The organism is Phenylobacterium sp. (assembly GCF_041691455.1).
Lineage (GTDB): Bacteria > Pseudomonadota > Alphaproteobacteria > Caulobacterales > Caulobacteraceae > Phenylobacterium.
In genome coordinates this window covers 55,324-75,586 of sequence record NZ_JBEPUO010000010.1, presented here as the reverse complement: position 1 = coordinate 75,586, position 20,263 = coordinate 55,324, and the positions used below count along the sequence as shown (strand labels likewise).

22 protein-coding genes are annotated in these 20,263 nt (G+C 70.5%); 15 read left to right on the top strand and 7 right to left on the bottom strand.

Annotated features, from left to right (window positions below):
• The first annotated feature begins 225 nt into the window (after positions 1-225).
• The 3 genes from ACESMY_RS13880 to ACESMY_RS13870 all read left to right on the top strand — a co-directional run bounded on the left by ACESMY_RS13880 (position 226) and on the right by ACESMY_RS13870 (position 2,186).
• Positions 226-645, top strand: a complete 420-nt coding sequence (locus ACESMY_RS13880) for a MucR family transcriptional regulator (RefSeq protein ID WP_372785195.1) — start codon at positions 226-228, stop codon at positions 643-645.
• A gap of 134 nt (positions 646-779) precedes the next feature.
• Positions 780-1,586 (top strand): FkbM family methyltransferase, encoded by an 807-nt coding sequence (locus tag ACESMY_RS13875; RefSeq protein WP_372785194.1) that lies wholly within the window; start codon positions 780-782, stop codon positions 1,584-1,586.
• A 114-nt stretch (positions 1,587-1,700) separates the two neighbouring features.
• Positions 1,701-2,186, top strand: a complete 486-nt coding sequence (locus ACESMY_RS13870) for a PAS domain-containing protein (RefSeq protein WP_372785193.1) — start codon at positions 1,701-1,703, stop codon at positions 2,184-2,186.
• On the opposite strand, the gene ACESMY_RS13865 is transcribed toward ACESMY_RS13870, so the two are convergent.
• Both ACESMY_RS13865 and ACESMY_RS13860 read right to left on the bottom strand, forming a co-directional pair.
• Positions 2,183-2,602, bottom strand: coding sequence for a SufE family protein (locus ACESMY_RS13865; protein ID WP_372785192.1), 420 nt, complete (start codon positions 2,600-2,602; stop codon positions 2,183-2,185). The genes ACESMY_RS13870 and ACESMY_RS13865 overlap by 4 nt on opposite strands.
• A gap of 42 nt (positions 2,603-2,644) precedes the next feature.
• The gene (locus tag ACESMY_RS13860; protein WP_372785191.1) at positions 2,645-3,418 is read right to left on the bottom strand and encodes a sensor histidine kinase; all 774 of its coding nucleotides are present in this window, start codon (positions 3,416-3,418) and stop codon (positions 2,645-2,647) included.
• Positions 3,419-3,667: 249 nt separating this feature from the next.
• On the opposite strand from ACESMY_RS13860, the gene ACESMY_RS13855 reads away from it, so the two are divergent.
• Positions 3,668-5,266 (top strand): sensor histidine kinase, encoded by a 1,599-nt coding sequence (locus tag ACESMY_RS13855; RefSeq protein ID WP_372785190.1) that lies wholly within the window; start codon positions 3,668-3,670, stop codon positions 5,264-5,266.
• Between the two features lie 14 nt (positions 5,267-5,280).
• Here the strand turns inward: ACESMY_RS13855 and ACESMY_RS13850 are convergent, their stop codons facing one another.
• Positions 5,281-6,144 (bottom strand): hypothetical protein, encoded by an 864-nt coding sequence (locus tag ACESMY_RS13850; RefSeq protein ID WP_372785189.1) that lies wholly within the window; start codon positions 6,142-6,144, stop codon positions 5,281-5,283.
• Positions 6,145-6,308: 164 nt separating this feature from the next.
• On the opposite strand from ACESMY_RS13850, the gene ACESMY_RS13845 reads away from it, so the two are divergent.
• The 7 genes from ACESMY_RS13845 (at position 6,309) to ACESMY_RS13815 (ending at position 12,772) form a co-directional block, all read left to right on the top strand.
• Entirely contained in the window at positions 6,309-6,641 is a 333-nt protein-coding gene (locus ACESMY_RS13845; protein WP_372785234.1) for a DUF1491 family protein, read from the top strand.
• Between the two features lie 97 nt (positions 6,642-6,738).
• Entirely contained in the window at positions 6,739-7,119 is a 381-nt protein-coding gene (locus ACESMY_RS13840; RefSeq protein WP_372785188.1) for a hypothetical protein, read from the top strand.
• Positions 7,120-7,162: 43 nt separating this feature from the next.
• The gene (locus ACESMY_RS13835) at positions 7,163-8,803 is read left to right on the top strand and encodes a peptide chain release factor 3 (RefSeq protein ID WP_372785187.1); all 1,641 of its coding nucleotides are present in this window, start codon (positions 7,163-7,165) and stop codon (positions 8,801-8,803) included.
• 8 nt (positions 8,804-8,811) lie between these two features.
• Positions 8,812-9,720, top strand: coding sequence for a class I SAM-dependent methyltransferase (locus tag ACESMY_RS13830; protein WP_372785186.1), 909 nt, complete (start codon positions 8,812-8,814; stop codon positions 9,718-9,720).
• On the top strand, positions 9,717-10,451 hold the full coding sequence (locus ACESMY_RS13825) for a pseudouridine synthase (protein WP_372785185.1): 735 nt from the start codon (positions 9,717-9,719) through the stop codon (positions 10,449-10,451). Before ACESMY_RS13830 ends, ACESMY_RS13825 begins: the two co-directional genes overlap by 4 nt.
• 208 nt (positions 10,452-10,659) lie before the next feature.
• On the top strand, positions 10,660-12,039 hold the full coding sequence (locus ACESMY_RS13820) for a hypothetical protein (protein WP_372785184.1): 1,380 nt from the start codon (positions 10,660-10,662) through the stop codon (positions 12,037-12,039).
• 58 nt (positions 12,040-12,097) lie between these two features.
• Positions 12,098-12,772 carry a hypothetical protein gene (locus tag ACESMY_RS13815; protein WP_372785183.1) on the top strand — a complete coding sequence of 225 codons (675 nt, stop codon included), beginning with the start codon at positions 12,098-12,100 and terminating at the stop codon, positions 12,770-12,772.
• Here ACESMY_RS13815 and ACESMY_RS13810 read toward each other — a convergent pair.
• The 4 genes from ACESMY_RS13810 to ACESMY_RS13795 form a co-directional block, all read right to left on the bottom strand.
• Complete coding sequence (locus ACESMY_RS13810) at positions 12,769-13,536, bottom strand: ABC transporter permease (RefSeq protein ID WP_372785182.1); 768 nt, start codon at positions 13,534-13,536, stop codon at positions 12,769-12,771. The two genes, ACESMY_RS13815 and ACESMY_RS13810, sit on opposite strands and share 4 nt — an antisense overlap.
• Entirely contained in the window at positions 13,533-14,267 is a 735-nt protein-coding gene (locus tag ACESMY_RS13805; RefSeq protein WP_372785181.1) for an ABC transporter ATP-binding protein, read from the bottom strand. Before ACESMY_RS13805 ends, ACESMY_RS13810 begins: the two co-directional genes overlap by 4 nt.
• 1 nt (position 14,268) lies before the next feature.
• Positions 14,269-15,267 (bottom strand): ABC transporter substrate-binding protein, encoded by a 999-nt coding sequence (locus ACESMY_RS13800; RefSeq protein WP_372785180.1) that lies wholly within the window; start codon positions 15,265-15,267, stop codon positions 14,269-14,271.
• A gap of 486 nt (positions 15,268-15,753) precedes the next feature.
• Positions 15,754-17,559: an ABC-F family ATP-binding cassette domain-containing protein gene (locus tag ACESMY_RS13795; RefSeq protein ID WP_372785179.1), complete on the bottom strand. Its 1,806-nt coding sequence runs from the start codon at positions 17,557-17,559 to the stop codon at positions 15,754-15,756.
• A gap of 80 nt (positions 17,560-17,639) precedes the next feature.
• Between ACESMY_RS13795 and ACESMY_RS13790 the strand changes: the two genes are divergently transcribed.
• The 4 genes from ACESMY_RS13790 to ACESMY_RS13775 all read left to right on the top strand — a co-directional run bounded on the left by ACESMY_RS13790 (position 17,640) and on the right by ACESMY_RS13775 (position 20,253).
• Entirely contained in the window at positions 17,640-18,104 is a 465-nt protein-coding gene (locus ACESMY_RS13790; RefSeq protein WP_372785178.1) for a YcgN family cysteine cluster protein, read from the top strand.
• A 97-nt stretch (positions 18,105-18,201) separates the two neighbouring features.
• Positions 18,202-19,140, top strand: a complete 939-nt coding sequence (locus ACESMY_RS13785; protein ID WP_372785177.1) for a DnaJ C-terminal domain-containing protein — start codon at positions 18,202-18,204, stop codon at positions 19,138-19,140.
• Positions 19,141-19,224: 84 nt separating this feature from the next.
• Complete coding sequence (locus ACESMY_RS13780) at positions 19,225-19,521, top strand: PepSY domain-containing protein (protein WP_372785176.1); 297 nt, start codon at positions 19,225-19,227, stop codon at positions 19,519-19,521.
• Positions 19,522-19,560: 39 nt separating this feature from the next.
• Positions 19,561-20,253 carry a response regulator transcription factor gene (locus ACESMY_RS13775; RefSeq protein WP_372785175.1) on the top strand — a complete coding sequence of 231 codons (693 nt, stop codon included), beginning with the start codon at positions 19,561-19,563 and terminating at the stop codon, positions 20,251-20,253.
• Positions 20,254-20,263 lie beyond the last annotated feature (10 nt).

Genomic DNA, 20,263 nt, shown 5'->3' with positions numbered 1-20,263 from the left:
CGTAACGGCGGCCTCGTCACTCCAGGTAGAGCGATCCGAGTTACTCGGCCAAACCCGTTATTTCAATTCAACAATCTGTTTCGACCTGGAGAGTTCGGCGGATTCGGTGAAATCAGCTCTATTTGTGTGCTTGTGCTCTGGAAAAGTTCCCTATAATGACCTCGCTACTGATCTCGTGAATCAAATCAGCGCCCTCGAACGGCGCGGTTCCTATGGAAAACAAGAATGGATGAGAAGTCGGAAGTCATCGAGATGACGGCGGATATTGTCTCCGCCTATGTGGGCAACAATTCCGTCACAGCGGCTGACCTGCCGGGACTGATCCAAAGCGTGCACCGCGCCCTGGCCGGCATCTCGTCGGGCAGCGAGGCGACGGAAGCCGCGCCGAAGGAGCCCGCGGTGCCGATCCGCCGCTCGATCACGCCCGACTTCCTGATCTGCCTGGAGGACGGCCGCAAGTTCAAGTCTTTGAAGCGGCACCTGCGGACCAAGTACAATATGAGTCCCGAGGAATATCGCGCCAAGTGGGGCCTGCCGAAAGACTATCCGATGGTCGCGCCGAACTACGCCAAGGCGCGCTCGGACCTGGCCAAGCAGATGGGCCTGGGCCAAGGCGGCCGTCAGGCGCCGCGCAAGAAGCGCTAGGATCGGGTCGGTCCGCTCCGGCGGGCCGCATCCTTGAGTTTGGGGACGCCCGCCGGCTTCGGCGGGCGTTTCCGTTTGGAACTTGCGCGCGTTTGGAGTTGAGCCTGGACCGAAACTCAGGTTTGACAGCCGCCATGCCGGGCTCCGACACCAAGACGCTACAGACCCGCCACGGCCCGATGATGGCGCTGGCGGGCGATCAGTACATCACCGGCTCGCTCGAAGCCTATGGCGAGTTCAGCGTCGGCGAGTGGGAGTTGCTCGACCAGCTCGTCAGGCCCGGCATGACGGTGGTCGAGGCCGGCGCCAACATCGGCACCCACTCGGTGCCCCTGGCCCGCAAATGCTTCCCCGGCCCGCTCTACCTGTTCGAGCCCCAGCAACGGGTGTTCCAGATCCTCTGCGCCAACCTGGCCCTGAACGACATCCGCAACGCCTTCGCCTATCCGGAGGCCTGCGGAGACGCGGCCGGCTTCGTGGTGATCCCGCCGCTCGACTATGGCGCGAAGGGCAATTTCGGCGGGATCTCGGTGCAGGCCGAGGGCGCGACCGGCCTTCGGGTGCGCGCGATCCCGTTGGACAGCCTGGAGCTGGCGGCCTGCCATCTGATCAAGATCGATGTCGAGGGCTTCGAGGCCCAGGTCCTGCGCGGCGCGGCCGAGACGATCCGCAAGCACCGGCCGATCCTCTATGTGGAGAACGATCGCCAGGCGCACCAGCAGGAGGTGATCTCGCTGATCGCGGACATGGACTACACCCTCTATTGGCACCTGCCGCCGCTGTTCAGCGCCGAGAACTTCAACGGCAATCGCCAGGACATCTTCGGGAGCATCGTGTCCATCAACATGCTGGCGCTGCCGACGGAGAAGGGCGCCGCTGTGCAGGGCGCGACGCCGATCGATCCGACGAACTGGGCGTCTCCGGTCAAGCTTTCGCTCTGAGGCCGCAATCCGGCCAAAAACGCCGCCGTTAACCCTTTTTTTCTTGCCGCCGATTCGCTCGATCGGCGATAACCGATTCGTTGTGAATCCAACTGGTTGCTAGGGCATCTGCACATGGCGGCGCAGATAGGGGCTCCCGGCGCTGCAGCACGCGCGCATGAGGAACTCTTCGCCTACTGGGCCTCTTTGAGGGAAGGCCCCCGGCTGCCTGGACGGCGGCACCTGGACCCGGCCGGGATCAAGCGTCTGCTGCCCACCGTCAGCCTGATCGACGTGGTCTCCGATCCGCTGGATTACCGCATGCGGCTGGCCGGCACCGGCCTCTACGGCGTCTATGGGCGCGAGATCACCGGCCGCAGCCTTTCGGACATCTACAACACCGCCGCCGCCGACTACTGGCGCGTGGAGCTCGGCAAGGTGGTCAGCGAACGCCGGCCGGCCGTGGGGGTGCATAACCTCGCCTGGCGCGGCGCCTCGCACCTGTCGATCCTCTGGCTGCGGCTGCCGCTGGCGTCCGATGGCGACGAGGTGGACATGATCCTGGGCCTCGACGCCGTGGTCGGCATGAGCCAGATGCACAGCGGCATCCGCGCCGCCTAGGCTTTCACGGCTTCCGCGTCCCGGCGGATCCTGGCGACCATCGAGGCCAACCCGTTCGAGCGCTGCTGCGAGAGCGCGCCGCTCAGGCCCAGGGCCGCGAAGGCGGCCGGGGCGTCGAAGCCGAGGATTTCCTCAGGGCCGCGGCCGGAATAGAGGCGCAGCAGGATGGCGATCAGGCCGCGGACGATGTGGGCGTCGGAATCGCCGCGGAAGGCCAGCGTCCCATCGGCCTGCGGCTCGGTCACCAGCCAGACCTGGCTCGCGCAGCCGCGCACCTTGTTGGCGTCGGAGCGTTCGGCGTCGCTGAGCGGGGCCAGGTCGCGGCCGAGGTCGATCACGTAGCGGTAGCGTTCTTCCCAGTCGCCCAGGACCTCGAACTCGGCAGAGAGCTCGGCGAGTTCGGCTTCGATGCCCATGGCGGCGACTTAAGCGGGACGGGCGCCTTCCGCAACCGGCCGTTAGGCGATCTTCAGGCGGACGCGGGCGCTCATGCCCTTGCCGGGCGCCGAGACCAGCAGCAGCCGCGCGCCCATGGCGCGGCAGGTGCTTTCGCAGATCGTCAAGCCGAGGCCCGCGCCTTCCGCGCGCCGCACGAGGGCGTTCTCCCCCTGCTCGAACGGCAGCATCAGGCGGGGCAGGTCCGACGGATCGACCCCTTCGCCGTCATCCTCGATCCAGACCTCGACCTGGCCGTCGACGACCTCGGCCCGCACGCGCACTTCGCCGCCGTCCGGCGAGAAGAGGGCGGCGTTCTGCAGCAGATGGGTGAGCACGGTGCGCAGGCCCCAGGGGTCGGCCAGCACCAGGGGCAGGGTGGCGGGGGCGATGAGGCGCGGACGCACGCCGCGGCCGTCGAAGTCCGCCGCGGCCCCGGCGATCGCATCGTCGAGGGCGGGTTCCAGGGGTTCGGGCCGCACGTCGAGCTTGATGCCCTCCAGCCGGCCGATCTCGAGCACCTGGTTGACCAGCTTCAGGAGCTTCTTGCCGCTCGCGCCGATGATCTCGGCGTATTCCTTGTATTGCGGCGCGCCCAGAGGTCCGTAGAGCTCGGCCGCGAGGATTTCGGAGAAGCCGAGGATGGAATTCAGCGGCGTGCGCAGCTCATGGCTGACCAGCCGCAGGAAGGCGCGTTTCTGCTCCTCGAGCGCGGCGATGTCCGCCGGCGTTCGCGGCGCGCGCTCGGCGTCGTCCGGCTCGGGCGGCGCAGTTGCGGGTTCGGCCGCTGGGGGCATGAGGAGGCGGGCGCCTTCGTTTTTACGGAGCCGCAGTGTGCCCTGCTGCGCTTACGATTTCCTTTCGCTCCACAGGACGCTCCACAGGACCCAGGTCGCCCGGGAGGCGAGCGCCCTTACACGGACATTGTCGTGAGGCTAAGCTAGAGGGATGTCCGGCGCACAGATGACCCAGCAGGCTTGACGCTGACCAGCTTCAACAGACGCCCGCGCTCCCGCGCGGTTGCGGGCGGCGATCGTCGTTTCGCAGTGAGCTGGCACCTGGCCTGGACGGTCGTGGTGGCCGCCGCCGTGAGCGCGCTCGCCCTGCGCGGCGGCCAGCTGGCCGAGCCCGAGTGGATCGCGCTGGGCGGCGTCGGCGCAGCGGGCGTGCTGGGGGCCTTCCTGGCCGAGGTCGCCGGCGAAGGCGGAGCGGCGCTGGCCATCGTGGCCTGGGCGCTGGCCGGAACCCTCGCCTGCCTGCTCACCGGTGGGACCGCGGGGCCGCTGGCGGCCTGGTGCCTTGCGCCGCTCGCGGCAGGCGCGGCGTTCGGCCGGCCGAAGCTCCTGGCCCTTGGGGCCGCCGCCGGCGTGGCCGCCGCGGCCGTCGCGGCGCTGGGCGCAGCCTTCCTGACCCTGCCGAGGCCGCCTACGGGTCTTTTCAACTGGCTGAGCCTGCTGGCGCTCGGGACCACGGGCATGAGCCTGGCGGCCGGGCTGATCGCCCTGCAGGGCAAGGCGCGGGGCGATGACGCCCGGGCGCGCGAGGCGGAGCTCGAGCTGCGCGAGGCGCTCGACCATCAGCCGCAGCTCCTGATGGCGCTCTATCCCGGCGGCCGCATCCTGGAGGCGTTCGGCGAGGCGCCCGCGGGATTGGAGACCCGGGACCTTCCCGATCGGCGCCTGGGCGACCTGGTTTCCGCCGAGGACCGCGCGGCGGTCGAGGACGCGCTCACCCGCGCCGCCGCCGATGGCTCGGCCGAGGCCGCCTTCGTGCCCGCCCATGACCCGCAGGGCTGGTGCGTGCTGACCGTGCGCCGGATGAGTTCGACGAGGCTTGTCGGCGCGCTTCGCGACGCGCGCGCCCAGCGATCCCGCGAGACCGAGCTGGACGCGGCCCGCGAGCAGGCCGAACAGCAGAACGCCGGCAAGTCGCGGTTCCTGGCCAATATGAGCCACGAGCTGCGCACGCCGCTGAACGCCATCATGGGCTTCTCCGATATCATGCGGCAGCGGCTGTTCGGGCCGATGTCGGACCGCTACGCCGAATACGCCGAACTGATCCACGAGAGCGGATCGCACCTCCTGGAACTGATCAACGACGTGCTCGACATGTCGAAGATCGAGGCTGAGCGGTTCGAGTTGGCGCGCGAGAGCTTCGACGCCCGCGACGCCATCGCCGCGGTTCTGCGCCTGATGCGCGGCCAGGCCGAGCGCGCCGGGATCAACCTGCGGGCCGACCTGTCGGCGGAGTCGCTGGAGGCCGAGGCCGATCGGCGCGCGATCAAGCAGATCGCCTTCAACCTGATCTCCAACGCGCTCAAGTTCACGCCGAAGGGGGGATCGGTGACGGTCACGGCGCGTCCGGCGGCCGGGATGCTGGAGATCCTGGTCAGCGACACCGGCGTGGGCATCTCGCCGCAGGACCTGGTGCGGATCGGCCGGCCCTTCGAGCAGGCGGGCGACGCCGACCAGAGGCACGCCGGTTCGGGCCTTGGCCTGTCGCTGGTGCGCGCCTTCGCCCGCCTGCACGGCGGCGAAATGACCATCGACAGCGTGCTGGGCGAGGGGACCACGGTCGCCGTGCGGATGCCGGTGCTGATGGCCATGGCCGACCCCGAGCACATGGGCGTCAGCCTGGAAGCCTAGGCGGCCCGGGCGCCCTAGCGGGCGGCGACCTGCAGGAACGCCCGGCCGGCGGCGAAATCGCCCACTTCCACATAGGCGCGGCGCACCACGTCGCCCGGGAACAGGAAGTCCACCGCCACGGCCTCGCGGGGGTCGAGCTTGGTCAGCTCCTGGGCGGCGGCGTCGGGGAAGCGGAAGGCCCAGCCGGACTCGCGGCCCTTGGGCATCAGGTCGTCCGGTGCGGCGCTGCGGGCGGCCGCGCTATAGGCCTTCTGGCCGCTGACCGGCGGGAGGCGCTTGGTGAGCGGCAGGCGCGCGGTCGATCCGCGGCCAAACCGGTCGAGATAGGGCTGGCTCGAGCGGCTGACGTCGCGCAGCACCAGACGCGCCGAATAGGGCTCGGCGCCGTCGGCGAAATCCGCCGCGGCGATCAGCACGCCCGCGCCGTCGCGGCCGGCCAGGCCGAACGCCATCCGGTCGGCGCCGAAGCTTGCTTCCTGGACCAGCCGCCAGCGGGCCGTGCGGCCGATGTTGCGGTCGGCCTGCCAGTCGGCGAGGTCGCCGGCGTAGGTCAGGCGGGTCATCTTGGCGAAACCGGCGAAGGCGCTGCGCACCCGGGCCGCGGCCGTGGCGATGTCCGGCGAGCGGCAGTCGACGCCGGCCGCGGCGGCGCGGGCCGCCTGCCCGGTCTGCAGGAGGCTGTCGGAGGAGGTCCCGGCGCGCAGAGCCGCGCCGCGGGCCTGGGCCGTCGCGGCGGCCAGGGCCGCGGCCACCTCGGGCGCGAACAGTCCGCAACGCGCATCGGCGGCCGACATCACCGCGCGCTCGTAGAAAAGGTCCGCCGGTCCCGCCTGCGCGAGACCGGGCGCGGCGACCCCCGCCGCCAACACCAACCCCATCCATCGAGACGCCGGCTGCGCTTTTCTGCGCAAGCTCTTCATGCGTCTTCCGTTTTCTTCTGGTCGCTGGACCAATTGCAAAGCTAACCCGCGAGCGTTGCCATCCCGTTAGCGGGGCCGCATCTTCCGCCCGCTTCGGCCGACGTCAGGACGGGATACGAGCCATTCTGCTTTCCACGGACATCTGGGTCAGCGCGCTGATCCGCCGGGCCGAACTGTCGGGCGCCTTCGGCATGGTGATCCGCAAGGGCGACGCCCGCGCCGGCGCCGTGCTGGTCAAGGTGCTGAACCGGCCGCAAGGCGTCGCGCGGCTCTACGCCGAGGCCACGCGCCTCGACGGCGAACGGGTCTGGATGCAGCCCGTCCCTTCGGACCAGGAGCCGGACCTCGACGCCTATGTCGAGCGCGCCGCGCGGGTCGACCCCGATATCTGGGTGGTGGAGATCGACGACCGCCAGGGCCGGCACTTCCTGACCGAGCCGGTCGAAAAAGGCTGATCGCGGAGCCCCGGTCACGATTAACCGCCTTCGTGAACGGCGATGAAAGCTTGGCGTGCGACAAGGCCTTCCCGGCGGCCCGAGCTCCAAGTCCTGCATGCTTTTCCTTCTGAACGACGTCGTCTTCCGCCTCGATGGCGTGGCCATGGACGCGCAGCTGGACGGCCGGCGGATGAGCCGGCTGGCGTTTCCGGCGATCCTGCGGATGGGCCAGGAGCTCTATGCCGCCGAACCGAAGCTGCAGCGCACCGGCCCTGAGCGGGGGCGCCGGCTGGCGGCGCTGATGTCCGCCAAGGCCCCGATGATCAACGCGGCCCTGTTCGTGGCCCCGTCGCTGCGCTGCCTGCCGGAAGAGGTCACCGTGCGGTTCCTGAACTGCCAGTTCGAGGTGATGGCCGAGCTCTACACCCTGCAGCAGAACGGCCGGCTCGACGCGATCAGCGCCGACCGCCGGATCTGGCAAAGGCTGGCGGCCTAGCCCGCATTTGCGAAACAGGGCCGGGCAGGGCTACCTGCCGCCCATGACCACCTCTTCCGCCGCCGAGGCCGCCAATTCCCGCCCAGGGGTCGCCGCCCAGGCGGCGAGGCGGCGAACCTTCGCGATCATCTCCCACCCCGACGCCGGCAAGACCACGCTGACGGAAAACCTGCTGTTGGCCGGCGGCGCCATCCGGGCCGCGGGGCAGGTGCGCGCGCGCGGCGAGAACCGCCGGACCCGCTCGGACTGGATGAAGATCGAACGCGAGCGGGGCATCTCGGTCTCCGCCAGCGTCATGACGTTCGACCACGACGGGCTGATGTTCAACCTGCTGGACACACCGGGCCACGAGGACTTCTCGGAGGACACCTACCGCACGCTGACCGCCGCCGACGCCGCGGTCATGGTGCTGGACGCGGCCAAGGGGATCGAGCCGCAGACGCTCAAGCTGTTCGAGGTCTGCCGCCTGCGCGACATCCCGATCGTCACCTTCATCAACAAGATGGACCGCGAGGCGCAGGACCCCTTCGCGCTGCTCGATGAGATCGCCTCCAAACTGGCCCTGGATCCGGCGCCGCTCTACTGGCCCGCGGGTTCCGGCGGCCGGTTCAAGGGCATGCTGGACCTGCGCAGCGAGCGCTTCCTCCCCTTCGCCAAGAAGGGCGGCGGCCCGGCGGAGCGCGAGGACGGCCATCCCGACGCCACGGCTCTGAAAAGTAATTCCATCTCGAACTACCTGGACGCCCAGGAGCTTGCGGAACTCACCGACAACGCCGAACTGGTGACCGGCGCCTCCAAGCCCTTCGACGTGCAGTCGTTCCTGGAGGGCCACATGACGCCGGTGTTCTTCGGCTCGGCGCTGCGCCACTTCGGGGTGGACGAGCTGTTGGCGGGCCTCGGCGCCTATGCCCCGCCACCCAAGGCCGTGGCCGCGGTGAAGGGTGGCGAGCCGATCCACGTCGCGCCGGGCGACCGCGAGGTCGCCGGCTTCGTCTTCAAGGTCCAGGCGAACATGGACCCCAACCACCGCGACCGGATCGCCTTCCTGAAACTCTGCTCGGGTCGGTTCACCCGCGGCATGAAGCTGAAGGTGCAGAACACCGGCAAGCAGCTCAGCGTGAACGCGCCGATGATGTTCTTCGCCTCGGACCGCGAACTGGCCGAGGACGCCTTCGCCGGCGACGTGATCGGCATCCCCAACCACGGCGTGCTGCGGGTGGGCGACAGCCTCTCGGAGTCGGGGAGCCTGCGGTTCGCGGGCTTGCCCAACTTCGCGCCGGAAATCCTGCAGCGGGTGCGGGTGAAGGATCCGCTGAAGGCCAAGCATCTGAAGAAGGCCTTGGAGAGCCTGGCCGAGGAGGGGGTGACCCAGCTCTTCCGTCCGACCATGGGCTCGGACTTCATCGTCGGCGCGGTTGGGCAACTGCAGTTCGAGGTGATGGCCGACCGGCTCGCCAACGAATACCAGCTGGAGGTGATCTTCGAGCCCAGTCCGTTCGGCGAGGCCCGTTGGATCGTCGGCGACAAGGTCGACCTGGAGGACTTCCAGTCCAAGCACCGCTCGGCCATGGGCGTGGATATCGACGACCAGCCCGTCTACCTGGCCAAGTCCGCCTGGGACATCGGCTATGCCACGGAGCGCTATCCGAAGGTCAGGTTCGAGCGCGCGAAGGAACGGGCCTGAGGTCCGGCATGGCGGGCGCGATCCTCTATGGCGCCCCCGCGCCTGGCCTCATCGAGGTCCCGCCGGGCGCCGCGCAGCTCTCGCCGCTGATCCCGGGTTCGGGCGACATCGCCGCCCTGCCTGACGGCTCGGCGGATGCGGCGGTGATCCTGGCGCCGCCCGGGACGCTGGAGCGCGATTTCGCCCTGGCCCATGCGCTCCGGGCGCTGAAGCCCGGGGCCCCGATCACCGCCTTCGCGCCGAAGGACAAGGGCGGGTCGCGGCTGAAGAAGACGTTGGAGGCCTTCGGCTGCGCGGTGATCGAGGACGCCCGGCGGCACCACCGGTTCTGCAGCGCCCAGCGCCCAGCCGCGCCGCAGGGCCTGGCGGCGGCCATTGAGGCCGGAGCGCCGCGCATCGTCCCTTCGCTCGGCCTCTGGTCGCAGCCCGGCGTGTTCAGCTGGGACCGGCCCGATCCCGGCAGCCTGCGCCTGCTTGAGGCGCTGCCGGCGCTCTATGGCCAAGGCGCTGACCTCGGCTGCGGCATCGGCCTCTTGGCGCGCGGCGTGCTGACGTCCCCGAAGGTGAAGGCACTGACCTGCCTGGACATCGATGGGCGGGCCGTGGCCTGCGCCGAGCACAATCTGGACGACCCGCGGGCCAAGCTGGTCTGGGCGGACGCGCGCCGGCCGCCGGAAGGCCTCGCCGATCTCGACTTCGTGGTGATGAACCCGCCGTTCCACGATGGCGGGGCGGAGGACCGGGCGCTGGGGCTCGCCTTCATCGAGGCGGCCGCCGGGATGCTCGCCAAGCGCGGGGTCTGCTGGCTGGTCGCCAACCGGCACCTGCCCTACGAGGCGGCGCTGTCGGCAGCCTTCGCCAGCGTGACCGTCCGCGGCGAGGGCGGCGGCTTCAAGGTCTTCGAGGCGCGTAAATGAGCAAGCCGCCCATGGCCCGGCTGGATCGGCTGCTGGCCAACCTCGGCTACGGTTCGCGGCGCGAGGTCACCGACCTGGTCGCCCGCCGCCAGGTGGTGCTGGACGGCGCGGTGGTGAAGGACGCCGGGGCGCGCATCGCGGTCGCGGCCGACCTGCCGGGGCGGATGACTGTCTCCGGCCAGCCGCTCGACCCGCCGGCCCCGCTGACCCTTTTGATGCACAAGCCGCTCGATGTGGTCTGCTCCCACCGCGAAGCGGGGCGCAGCGTCTATGAGCTGCTGCCACAACGCTGGCGCGCGCGCATCCCGGCGCTCTCGACGATCGGCCGGCTCGACAAGGACACCTCGGGCCTGCTGCTGATCACCGACGACGGGCCGTTCCTGCACCGGGTGATCTCGCCCAAGAACCACGTGGCCAAGCGCTATGTCGCGACCCTCGACCGTCCCCTGACCGGGGACGAGGCGGCGGTCTTCGCGGCGGGGACCCTGATGCTGGAGGGCGAGACGTCGCCCTTGGCCCCGGCCGTCCTCGAGCCGCTGGACGCAAGGCAGGCCAGGCTGACGATCATCGAGGGCCGCTATCATCAGGTCCGCCGGATGTTCGCCGCCGTCGGCAACCACGTGACCGCCCTGCACCGCGACCGGATCGGCGGGCTCGCCTTGCCGGAAGGCCTAGACCCGGGCGCCTGGCGGATCCTGACCCCGGACGAGCAGGCGGCCATTTTCGACTGATCTCAGAGGTTTGATCGCGGTTCCGGCGTTAACCAATGCCTGTGGAACCCGCTGAGTCTCGGCGCTTTACTGTGGAAAGAAAGACCCTGTTAACCATAGTGGGTAAATTAACCACTTGTTTACGAACCCGGCTCCGGCTTTGCTCTTATCCGTCAGAGCGCGACGGCGCCGTCTCATCCCGGGACGGCGGCCTAGCGGGAGTGGCGGCATGTTCGAGTTAGGTCGTGAATTCATGCGGCTGTTCGCAGGCGAGCGGGTCAAGCCCTTCGCCGATGGCCTGACCGGCGGCGACGCCACGCTGCTCGAACTCCTCGATCTGCAGCTCCTCAGGCAAGAGGCCAAGGCGGCCGATGTCGCCGCCGGCCGTATCAGCGCCCAGGACAAGGCCCAACGCCGCCTCGACGCCGCGGTGGTCTGGCGCGAGGTCGCCCGCCGCTCCGGCGACGCCGTGGCGCTGCGCAAGGCCGCCGCCGCCGCCGAAACCGCCTGCGCCGCCTTCGATCCCGCCCGCCGCCCCGACGCCTGGGCGCGGGCCCGTTGCGAACAGGGCTTTTCCGGCCTGCTGGGCGCCGAGCTGTTCGGCGACCCGGGGCTCGACGCCGCCGCCGCCGCCACGTTCCGTGAAGCCCGCAACGTCGCCCGTGGCGGCCTGGCCGCGGCCCTGGCCGACGTGGGCCTGGCCCTCGTCGAGGCGCGCGGAGAGATGGCGACCGGCGGCGCGGACCTGGCCTGGGCCGCCATGGCCCGCTTCAACGCGCCGATCGCCGCGCTCGATGCGCTCAGCCGCCGTTCCTCCTCCGCCCGTCCGATCGCCGCCGAAGCGCGGCTGATCCGCGCCGACCTGATCTGCGGCTGGGGCGCGCGGTTGAAGGACGAGGCGCTGCTGCGCGCCGCCATCGACGACGCCCGGGCCGCCGCCGACCGGCTGGACCTGGCCTATGAACCGCTGACCTGGGCGCGCGCCGAGATCCTGCGCGGCCAGGCCCTGGCGCTGTGGGGCGAGGCCGCCGGCGACATCGACGCCGTGGCCGCCGGGGCGACCTGCCTGGCCGGCGCGCTCGACAACCTGACCCGCGACCACAGCCCGCTCGATTGGGCGCGGACCCAGATCGCTCTGGCCCAGGCGCTGCAGGCGCTGGGCGAAGCCAGCTCCGACGAGCGGGCCTATGAACAGGCGGTCACCTGCTACGACCGCGCCAATCTGGTCCTGAAGGACGCGCCGGCGACCCCGCTGCGCGGCCAGGCGGCGGGCGAGCGGGCCATGTGCCTGGCGCGCTCGGCGGAACTGACCGGCGACCTTGGCGTGCTGGATGCGGCGGAGGCGGCGCTGAAGATCGAGCTCGCCGGCCTGCAGCCGCGCCGCGATCCGGTGGCCTGGGCGCTCGTCCAGCTTCACCTCGCCCGCCTCTACGAGGCCCGTGTCGACATCACCGGCAAGGACCGCGGCGAACGCGCCGCCGGGGTGCTGGCTCTGGACGCCGCGCTGGACGTCTTCGGCGAGCAGGGGCTGCGCTCGCTGAGCATCATGGCCGGCGACGCTCTGGCGCGCCTGCGCGCCGGCCCCGCCCCCAAGCGCACGGCGGTCTAGACCTTCTCAAGAGCGGTTTCGACATGCGAAGCTCGCCCTGAATCGGGAGAGACTGGCCATGGCGTCGAGGATTGCGGCCCTGCTCGGAACCGGCGCCCTGACGGCGCTGGCCGGCGCCGCCATGGCCCAGACGCCGCCGATCTGGGCCGAGGCGCCCAGCGCGGCCGACGTGGCGGCGGCCTATCCGGCCAAGGCGAAGGCGGCCGCGGTCGGGGGTCAGGTGAACCTGTCGTGCCAGATCGAGCACCGCCGCCCGACCCTGTGCGCAGCGATCGGTGAAAAACCGCAGGGGTATGGGTTCGGCTTTGCCGCCCGCCAGCTCGCCACCCGTCTGGTGACGCCCGACGGCAGCCTGAACGGCAAGGAGGTGCGGATCCCGTTCACCTTCGATCCGGGGGTGCTTTCGGGCGCCACGACGGTGGCCAGGCCGATCTGGGTGGAGTTGCCCGCGCCATCGGACTTCCAGGCGGAGTTCCCGCAGGCCGCCAATGGCGTGAATGATGTCCGCGTGGTGTTGGCCTGCGTCCTGGGCGCCGGCGGCGTCCCCAGCAACTGCACGGTCGAACACGAGGAGCCGGCCGGCCAGGGTTATGGCGACGGGGCGTTGGCTGTGGCGCCAAAGTTCAGAGCGGCGCCCTGGAGCCACGATGGGGAGCCGACGGTCGGGGCGCACGTGCGGCTGCCGATCCGTTTCCAGCTGACCCCGGCGAAGCCGCGAGCCGCGAAGCCCTAGCGGCCGCGCCACCACCGCAGGCCGACCCGCTCGGCGGCTTCGAGCAGCGCGTGCAGCACCGCGCCCATGGCCCCCAGGACCACCAGGGCGGCGAACATCTTGGCCGTCTGCAGCCGGTTGCCGGCCTCCAGGATGCGCCAGGCCAGGCCCTGCGCGCCGCCGGACCCGGCCACGAACTCGGCGACCACCGCGCCGATCACCGCCAGGCCCGCGGCCACCTTGTGGCCCTCCAGGAGATAGGGCACGGCGGAGGGCAGGCGCAGGCGGGTCAGCCTTTGCAGACGGCTCGCGCCATAGAGGTCGAACAGCCGCTCCAGGTCCGGGTCGGCGGCCTTCAGGCCGGTGACCGCGCCGGAGAAGATCGGGAAGAAGGCCACCACCGCGGCCAGGCCGACGATGGCGCGGCCGGCGTGGTCGAGGCCCGCCCAGATCAGCACCAGGGGCGCGATCGCCACGACCGGCGTCACCTGCAGCACCACCGCCAGCGGGCGCACGGCCCGCTCGAGGATCGGGCTCATGCCGACGAGGAGGGCGACGGCCTGGGCGACAAGGCTCGCCACGAGCAACGCCAGGAGCGCCATGGAAAGGGTGTTCCAGGCCGATTGGAGGAGGGCGGGCCAGTCGGTGGCCAAAGCCCGCGCCACGGCCGAGGGCGGCGGCAGGAAGTAGACGGGCACCGCCAGCGCGCGGCAGGCGACCTCCCAGGCGGCCAGCAAGAGGCCGATCAGCACGAAGGGCGCGAGCGTCTGGGCAAGGCGGTTCATGCCGCCATCCCCCGGGCGAGCAGGTGGGAGACCGCCTCGGCCTTGGCGCGGAACGCCTCGGTGGTGCGGAAGCCCGGCGGCCGGGGAAGCGGGCCCTCGACCGCCACCTCGCCGGCGATCCGCCCCGGGCCCGGCGTCATCACCACGACGCGCGAGCCCATGTAGACGGCCTCCTCGACATTGTGGGTCACGAAGACGATGGCGGGCCTGGTGTCGGCCCACAGCTTCAGGACGTCGTCGGCGAGCGCCCGGCGGGTGATTTCGTCGAGGGCCGCGAAGGGCTCGTCGAGCAGCAGGAGCCTGGGCTCGGTGACCAGGGCGCGGGCCAGCGAGACCCGCATCGCCATGCCGCCGGAAAGCTGGGCCGGCCGCGCGGCCTCGGCGCCGGCGAGCCCGACCCGCGCCAGGGCCCGGTCGGCGCGGCTTTCGGCTTCGGCCTTGCGGAGGCCGGCCAGTTCCAGGGGCAGGGCCGTGTTGGCCCGGGCAGAGAGCCAGGGGGCCAGGGTCGGGGCCTGGAAGACGACAGCGGTCTCGCCCCGTCCGGGCGTGCGGTCCACCGCGCCGCCGCTGGGCGCCTCCAGGCCGGCCAGCAGGCGCATGGCGGTGGACTTGCCGCAGCCCGACGGGCCGACCAGCGCCACGATCTCGCCGGCGCCGATCTCCAGGCTGAAGGGGCCGAGCGCCCGGCCGCGCGGATAGTCGACCTCGACCTGGCTGAGGGCCGCGACCATCCTATTTCGCGGGCGCGCCCAGGAACTGCAGGGTGTAGCCCCTCTTGTAGTCGAGGGTCTTGGGATAGACGCCCTGGCCCGCGGCCATGTCGAAGAAGGTCTGCCAGCGGGCGTCGGTCATGGCCCCGATGCCGCCGGCCTTGGCGTCGCCGCCATCGACGATGGCGTAGGACTTCAGCTTGGCGCGGGCCTGGTCGAGGACATCCTGGGTCATCTCCGGATTGTCCTTCAGGATCAGGGCGTCGGCGGGCTTGGGATCGCCGTTGAGATAGTCCTGCCAGCCCTTGGCGGTGGCCTCGATGAAGGCCTTCACCGCGGCCGGGTTCTTCGCGATCAGCGTATCCGGCGCGAGGATCATGGTCGCGTAGCCGGGGTAGCCGTTGTCGGCCAGCAGGAAGACCACCGGCTTGAGCCCGGCCTGCTTCTCGATGGTGTAGGGCTCGGAGGTGACATAGCCCTGCTGGGCGGCGCGCTTGTCGGCCAGGAACGGGCCGTTGTTGAAGGTGTATTTGCGCACCTGATCATCGGTGAAGCGGTACTTGGCCTTCAGCCAGACCCAGAAGGCGGTGACCGAGGCGTCGCCCAGCAGGATCGGGTGGCCCTTCAGGTCGGCGAGGGTTTTGACGCCGGTGTCCGGGTGGGCGATCAGCACCTGCGGGTCCTTCTGGAAGACCGCCGCCACCGCCTTCACCGGCACGCCTTGCTGGGCGAGGTTCATGACGATGAAGCTGTTGGAGCCGACGCCGAGGTCGACGGAGCCCGCGGCCAGGAGCTGGGGCACGTTCACCCCCGGTCCGCCCTGGACGATCTTCACGTCGAGGCCGCGCCTGGCGTATTCGCCCTCGGCCAGGGCCTCGTAGAAGCCGCCGTGCTCGGCCTCGGCCCGCCAGTCGGTGGCGAACCGGATGGGGGTGAGGGCGTTCGGCGCGGCCTCCTTCTTGGCCGGCGAACAGGCGGCGAGCAGGGCGGCGAGCGCGACGGCGACCGGAATGGCTTTCATGGGTACCCCCGAACAGAGGTCGGGAACCTAGGGCGCTCCGCTTCCGGTTGGAAGACGCCCATAGCAAGAGGGCGGCGCTCCGGTTACCCGGGGCGTCGCCCTCTCATCCAGATCCGTTGGGGGATCTGTGCCTTCCAGGTCGATCGCGCCTTCGGTTCGTGAGCGAACTCACTGGTTTTCCGTCGCGGCCGGTGTCTCTGTGAGTTTTGTCCCGGGTCGCCCCGGTCCTCGTCTCTCAAAAACCTTCTGCTCGCCTCTGCTTCTGGGTCCGCCGTTTCCGGTTTCTCCGTCCGCCCGCGCCGCAGTCCCTATCGGCAAATTAACCGTGCTCCCGAACCCGAAGTCCGGCAAGCGCCCGATTCGGGGGGCGGCCAGCGGGGCTGTCAAAAAGCTGTGAATATATGGTTAATAACCAGGGGAATTCGCCTGGAAATACCAGCGATTTCAACGTCAAAAGATATCCACAGGAAAGCGTGAATCGTCCGTCTAACGACCGATTCCCAGGGCTTCGCGGCGCTCTTCGAGGGCGAGCCACTCCTCCTCGGCCGAGGCCAGCTCGGCGCGCACCGCGTCGAGCTCGCGGCTAAGCTTCTGAAAGGCTGCGGGATCTCGCCCGTAGAGGCCCGGATCGGCCAGCCTGGCCTCCAGCGCGGCGGCCTTGCCGGGCGCCGCGGCGATCAGGGTTTCGAGCTCCTCCAGCCGCCGCTGGTCCTTGTAGGAGAGCTTGGCCGCGCGCGCCGGTTCGGGCTTTGGCGGGGGGGCCGCGGGCGCCTTGGCCGGCGCGAAGGCCGCGACCGGCAGGCGCGCGAAGAAGCCGGGGTTCTGGGCGATGAAGTCCTGCCAGCCGCCCGGCGTCTCGATCGCACGTCCCGCGCCGTCCAGCCCGATGGTCGAGGTGGCCAGGCGGTCGATGAAGTCGCGGTCGTGGCTGACCAGGATCAGCGTGCCCTCGTAGTCGGCGAGCAGGTCCTCGAGCAGGTCCAGGGTGTCCATGTCGAGGTCGTTGGTCGGCTCGTCGAGCACCAGGACGTTGGCCGGATTGGCCAGCGCCTTGGCCAGCAGCAGGCGGTTGCGCTCGCCGCCCGACAGGCTGCGCACAGGCTGGCGGAGCTGGGCCTCGGTGAACAGGAAGTCCTTGGCGTAGGACGCCACATGCCGCGGTTCGCCGCGCACCAGCACATGGTCGCCGCCGGCCGGCAGCAGGACCTCGCGCAGGGTCATCTCGGGCGACAGCGTCGCGCGGGCCTGGTCGATGTAGCTGATCTCCAGGTTGGTCCCGAGCTTCACCTCGCCGGCGTCGGCCGGGATCTCGCCCAGCAGCACCTTGACCAGCGTGGTCTTGCCGGCCCCGTTCGGACCCACCACCGCCACCCGGTCGCCGCGCAGGATGCGGGTGGAGAAGTTCTTCAGGAGCACGCGGTCGCCGAACGCCTTGCAGACCCCCTTGGCCTCGACCACCCGCTTGCCGGAGACCCCGGAGCTGGCGAGGCCCATGTTCAGTTCCTTGCGGGTGTCCTTCAGCCGGTCGGCCTTGTCCTGCCGTAGGGATTCCAGGCGCCGCTTGCGGCCCTCGTTGCGGGCCCGCCGCGCGGTGACGCCGCGGGCCATCCAGTGCTGCTCGCGCTGGATGAAGCGGTCGAGGCGCCGCGCCTCCTCCAGCTCCTGGGCGGTGATCTTCTCGGCCCAGTCCTCGAACCCGGCGAACCCGGCGTCGAGCCGCTTGACCAGCCGGTATTCGAGCCAGAAGCAGCGCTTGGTCACCCGCTCCAGGAAGGCGCGGTCGTGGCTGACGATCAGCGCCGCGGCGCGGGAGGCGGCGAGTTCCTCCTCCAGGGTCTCGATGGCCAGGATGTCGAGGTGGTTGGTCGGCTCGTCGAGCAGGATGACGTCGGCGTCCTCGGCGAAGGCGCGGGCCAGCGCCGCGCGCCGGATCTCGCCGCCAGAGAGCCCCTGGGCGGCCTTTTCGGGATCGAGCCCGAAGTCGGTCAGCCGCGCCTGGGCCATATAGTCCGGCGCGCCGCCGGCCGTGGCATAGTCGAGCAGGGTGGCGCCGGCGATCTCCGGCTCCTGCGGCACGAAGGCGATGCGGGTCCCGGCGGAGATGTTGCGCTCGCCGCCGTCCGGTTCGATCTGGCCGGCCAGGATGCGCAGCAGCGTCGATTTGCCCGCGCCGTTGCGCCCGACCAGGCAGGCGCGCACCCGCGCGTCGAGGGCGAGATCGACGCCGTCGAACAGCATCAGCGGACCGTCCGCCAGGCGGACGTCCTTCAGGGCGAGGATGGGGGCTCTCATTTGAGCGGTGTCAGATAGCGGCCCTGGCGGCGGGCGCAAGCGCCTTGGGTGCAGAGCCCATTCCGGTCTAGATGCGCGGCATGGCCGGCGAACCCTTCTGGCGGCGCAAGACGCTCAGCGAAATGACCGTCCCCGAGTGGGAGAGCCTTTGCGACGGCTGCGGGCTCTGCTGCCTGGTGCGTTTCGAGGAAGAGGACACCGGCGAGGTCATCCCGACGCGGGTGCACTGCAAGCTGTTCGACGCCCACGCCTGCGTCTGCACCGACTACGCGGACCGCAGGCGCTACGTGCCCGATTGCGTGAAGCTGACGCCCGGCAACATCGAGCAGCTGGCCTGGATGCCGCTGTCCTGCGCCTATCGCCGCATCCATGAGGGCCGGGACCTGGCCGACTGGCATCCGCTGGTCTCCGGGTACCCGGAGAGTGTCCACCGCGCCGGGGTTTCGGTCCGCGGCCAGACGATCAACGAAACCGTGCTGAACGAGGCCGAGGACGCCCTCGACTTCGCCGCGCCCGACCTGATCGCCGAACGTGGACGAGGTTAGGCGTGTGGCATTTCGGCAACATCGGCCCTTGCGCGCGGCGGCGAACCGACCAATCTAGCGTTCCGGTCACCAGAACCATTTCGAAGGGCTGAGTTTATTGGCGAGCGACCCCTATCAGGTCCTGGGCGTCCCGCGCACCGCGAGCGCGGACGAGATCCGCAAGGCGTTCCGCAAGCTCGCCAAGGCCAACCATCCCGACACCAACCCCAACAACAAGGAGGCCGAGGAGCGCTTCAAGCGAGTCTCCGGCGCCTTCGACATCCTGGGCGACACGGCCAAGCGCAAGAAGTTCGACGCCGGCGAGATCGACGCGGACGGGCGCGAGACCATGCGCGGCTTCGGCGGCGGCCAGAGCGGCCCCTGGGGTCCGCCGCCGGGCGGCGGGGGCTCCGGCGGCGGCCGCCGCGAGACCTTCGAGGGCGTCGACCTGGGCGATATCCTGGGCGAGATGTTCGGCGGCGGCGGCGGCGCGCGCGGCGGCCGGGGCGGCGCCCCGGGCGGCGGCTTCTCGCAGCGCGGATCGGATGTCCGCGCCCGGCTGCAGATCGACCTCGAGGACTCCATCAAGGGCGGCAAGCGGCGGATCGCCTTCTCCGACGGCCGCACCATCGACGTGACCATCCCCAAGGGGGCGCAGGAGGGCCAGACCCTGCGGCTGAAGGGCCAGGGCTCGCCCGGCCGCGGCGGACCCGGCGATGCCTACATCGAACTCACCATCGGCGCGCACCCGATCTTCCACCTGGAGGGCGAGGTGCTGGTGATGGACGTGCCGGTGACGGTCTATGACGCGGTGCTGGGCGGCAAGGCCGAGGCGCAGACCCCGGACGGACCGGTGACCCTGACCATACCCAAGGGCGCCAACACCGGCACGCGGCTGCGGCTGAAGGGCCGCGGCCTTACCGACGCCCAGGGCCGCCGCGGCGACCTCTTCGCGCGCCTGGTGGTGGCGCTGCCCGACAAGCCCGACCCGGCGCTCGACGCCCTGGCGGAAACCTGGAAGCGGGAACGGCCGTACGCGCCGAAACGCCGGCCCTGAGGCCTGGGCGTGACAGCGGTCGCGCACGGTCCCATAAGCTCCACGTTCAGGCCCGGTTCAGTCCCGGGCGGCTAGAGCGGACCGATGAAACGCCACCTCCTGATCGCCGCCCTGCTGTTGCTGGGCGCTGCGCCCGTCGCGACTCTGGCCGGCGCGCAGGAGCGTGGGCCGAGCCAAGGGGCCGCAGCCTGCTCGGCCGGCAGCCAAGCGCCGCTGTCGCGCGTTCTGGCGATGATCGCCAAACGCTATCCGGGGCGGCAACTGAACACGACGATGGGCGAATCCGGCGGCCGGCCCGCCTATCTCATCCAATGGCAGCTCACCAACGGCCAGATCGTGGTGTTCACGGTCGATGCCTGCACCGGCCAGCTGGTGGGCTAACAGGGCGGTTCGCGCCGCCCGCAGTGAAAGGACGCGACGATGCGCATCCTACTCGTTGAAGACGATCCGGACCTGTCGCGGCAGCTGAAGCTGGCGCTGGCCGACGCCGGCTATGCGGTCGACCACGCGCCGGACGGCGAGGAAGCCCAGTTCCTCGGCGAAACCGAGCCCTATGACGCGGTGATCCTCGATCTTGGCCTGCCCAAGGTCGACGGGGTGTCCGTGCTGGAGCGCTGGCGGCGCGAGAGCATGGCCAGCCCGGTGCTGATCCTCACGGCCCGCGGCGCCTGGAGCGAGAAGGTGGCCGGCTTCGACGCCGGCGCCGACGACTACCTGACCAAGCCCTTCCACACCGAGGAACTGCTGGCGCGGCTGCGGGCGCTGTTGCGGCGCACCGCCGGCCACGCGAGCCCCAACCTGGAATGCGGCGGCCTCCGGCTCGACCCCCGCGCCGCCCGCGCCAGCGTCAACGGCGAGCCCCTGCGGCTGACCTCGCTGGAGTACCGCCTGTTGCACTATCTGATGATGCACCAGGGCCGGGTGATCAGCCGCACGGAGCTGGTGGAACACCTCTACGACCAGGATTTCGACCGCGATTCCAACACTATCGAGGTGTTCATCGGCCGCGTGCGCAAGAAGATCGGCGCCGACCGGATCGAGACCGTCCGGGGGCTGGGCTACCGCCTGACCGCGCCGGATGAGGAGCTGGGCGGCGAGGCCAAGGCCTCGTGACCGGCCTGGC

Excerpts from the sequence above, each read along its gene's own strand:
- ACESMY_RS13880 (WP_372785195.1), top strand. The coding sequence starts at position 226 with ATGGATGAGAAGTCGGAAGTCATCGAGATGACGGCGGATATTGTCTCC.
- ACESMY_RS13875 (WP_372785194.1), top strand. The coding sequence starts at position 780 with ATGCCGGGCTCCGACACCAAGACGCTACAGACCCGCCACGGCCCGATG.
- ACESMY_RS13870 (WP_372785193.1), top strand. The coding sequence starts at position 1,701 with ATGGCGGCGCAGATAGGGGCTCCCGGCGCTGCAGCACGCGCGCATGAG.
- ACESMY_RS13865 (WP_372785192.1), bottom strand. The coding sequence starts at position 2,602 with ATGGGCATCGAAGCCGAACTCGCCGAGCTCTCTGCCGAGTTCGAGGTC.
- ACESMY_RS13860 (WP_372785191.1), bottom strand. The coding sequence starts at position 3,418 with ATGCCCCCAGCGGCCGAACCCGCAACTGCGCCGCCCGAGCCGGACGAC.
- ACESMY_RS13850 (WP_372785189.1), bottom strand. The coding sequence starts at position 6,144 with ATGGGGTTGGTGTTGGCGGCGGGGGTCGCCGCGCCCGGTCTCGCGCAG.
- ACESMY_RS13840 (WP_372785188.1), top strand. The coding sequence starts at position 6,739 with ATGCTTTTCCTTCTGAACGACGTCGTCTTCCGCCTCGATGGCGTGGCC.
- ACESMY_RS13835 (WP_372785187.1), top strand. The coding sequence starts at position 7,163 with ATGACCACCTCTTCCGCCGCCGAGGCCGCCAATTCCCGCCCAGGGGTC.
- ACESMY_RS13830 (WP_372785186.1), top strand. The coding sequence starts at position 8,812 with ATGGCGGGCGCGATCCTCTATGGCGCCCCCGCGCCTGGCCTCATCGAG.
- ACESMY_RS13825 (WP_372785185.1), top strand. The coding sequence starts at position 9,717 with ATGAGCAAGCCGCCCATGGCCCGGCTGGATCGGCTGCTGGCCAACCTC.
- ACESMY_RS13820 (WP_372785184.1), top strand. The coding sequence starts at position 10,660 with ATGTTCGAGTTAGGTCGTGAATTCATGCGGCTGTTCGCAGGCGAGCGG.
- ACESMY_RS13815 (WP_372785183.1), top strand. The coding sequence starts at position 12,098 with ATGGCGTCGAGGATTGCGGCCCTGCTCGGAACCGGCGCCCTGACGGCG.
- ACESMY_RS13810 (WP_372785182.1), bottom strand. The coding sequence starts at position 13,536 with ATGAACCGCCTTGCCCAGACGCTCGCGCCCTTCGTGCTGATCGGCCTC.
- ACESMY_RS13805 (WP_372785181.1), bottom strand. The coding sequence starts at position 14,267 with ATGGTCGCGGCCCTCAGCCAGGTCGAGGTCGACTATCCGCGCGGCCGG.
- ACESMY_RS13800 (WP_372785180.1), bottom strand. The coding sequence starts at position 15,267 with ATGAAAGCCATTCCGGTCGCCGTCGCGCTCGCCGCCCTGCTCGCCGCC.
- ACESMY_RS13795 (WP_372785179.1), bottom strand. The coding sequence starts at position 17,559 with ATGAGAGCCCCCATCCTCGCCCTGAAGGACGTCCGCCTGGCGGACGGT.
- ACESMY_RS13790 (WP_372785178.1), top strand. The coding sequence starts at position 17,640 with ATGGCCGGCGAACCCTTCTGGCGGCGCAAGACGCTCAGCGAAATGACC.
- ACESMY_RS13780 (WP_372785176.1), top strand. The coding sequence starts at position 19,225 with ATGAAACGCCACCTCCTGATCGCCGCCCTGCTGTTGCTGGGCGCTGCG.
- ACESMY_RS13775 (WP_372785175.1), top strand. The coding sequence starts at position 19,561 with ATGCGCATCCTACTCGTTGAAGACGATCCGGACCTGTCGCGGCAGCTG.